1 protein-coding gene is annotated in these 1085 nt (G+C 67.8%); it reads right to left on the bottom strand.

The genetic code is table 11. The features are described from left to right. The coding region (locus ACW62_RS32775) for an IS481 family transposase (protein WP_053208325.1) at positions 1 to 970 on the bottom strand (970 nt) is incomplete at its 3' end. Between the last annotated feature and the right edge of the window lie 115 nt (positions 971 to 1085).

The following is a 1085-nucleotide window of genomic DNA, read 5'->3' as shown; positions in this document are numbered from 1 at the left end:
TGTTCTGTCCACGGAGGTTGGGCACGAGGTCTGCTGGTGACATGCCGCCGAGCGCGGTGTGGCCGCGGTGGTGATTGTAGGTGTGGAGCCAGTCGGCGAAGAGGGCTGCGCGTTGCGCCTCGGACGTGTAGGGGCGGGCGTAGGCCCACTCCTCGAGCATCGTGCGGTTGAACCTCTCCACCTTCCCGTTGGTCTGCGGGCGGTAGGGCCTGGTGCGCTTGTGGGCGATGTCTTCGCCAAGGGCGTTGGCGAAGACGCGTGAGCGGTAGCAGGAGCCGTTGTCGGTCAGCACCCGTTTCACCGTGATCCCGGCAGCGTTGAAGTAGGCGTTGGCGCGTTGCCAGAACCCGGCGGCGGTCTCCTGACGCTCGTCGGTGAGCAGCTCGCTGTAGCCGAGCCGGGTGTGATCATCGACGGCGTTGTGGATGTACCAGTAGCCCATCCCACGATGCCGATCCCGCTTGCCACGCGCACGTCCCAAGACCTTGTGGCCGCCGCCGTCGGGGATCCGCCCGAGCTTCTTGATGTCGACGTGGATCAGGTCGCCGGGGGCGTCGTGGGTGTAGGCGTTGACCTCGCGGCGCGTGCCCTTGATCCGCACTCCGGTGGCCGGATCGGTCCACGTCAGTGGTGGGCAGCCGTAGCGGCGCAGGATCTTGTGCACGGTCGAGACGTTCATGCGCAGCCGGTAGGCGATCCGAGCCGGTCCCCATCGTCGCGACACCCGCAGCCCAACGACGCGACGTTCCACCCGCGCTGGTGTGCGCCGCGGCGAGACCCGCGGCCTGGAGGACCGGTCGATCAGGCCGGCTCGCCCGTGGACGCGGTAGCGGTCGACCCACCGCTTCACGGTCGTGACCGAGCAGTTCCAGCGTTCCGCGGCGCGACGCAGCGTCCAGCCCTTGTCCACGACCAGCTGCGCCAGGCGCAGCCGACCGGCAGGAGTCAGACAGGCATTAGCGTGGGACACGAAGACCTCCGTTGGTGGGAGCAGTGGTTGCGTGGTTGCTCCACACCCCACCCGGAGGTCTTCGTCATCGTCCAGCAGGCACGCCGTCCCTAACGTCCGTGGTCAGTACAGCTAG

The sequence above is a fragment of the Jiangella muralis genome (assembly GCF_001270745.1).
Lineage (GTDB): Bacteria > Actinomycetota > Actinomycetes > Jiangellales > Jiangellaceae > Jiangella > Jiangella muralis.
The sequence above is the reverse complement of the archived record's forward strand: the minus strand, read 5'-3'. Positions and strand labels throughout refer to the sequence as shown.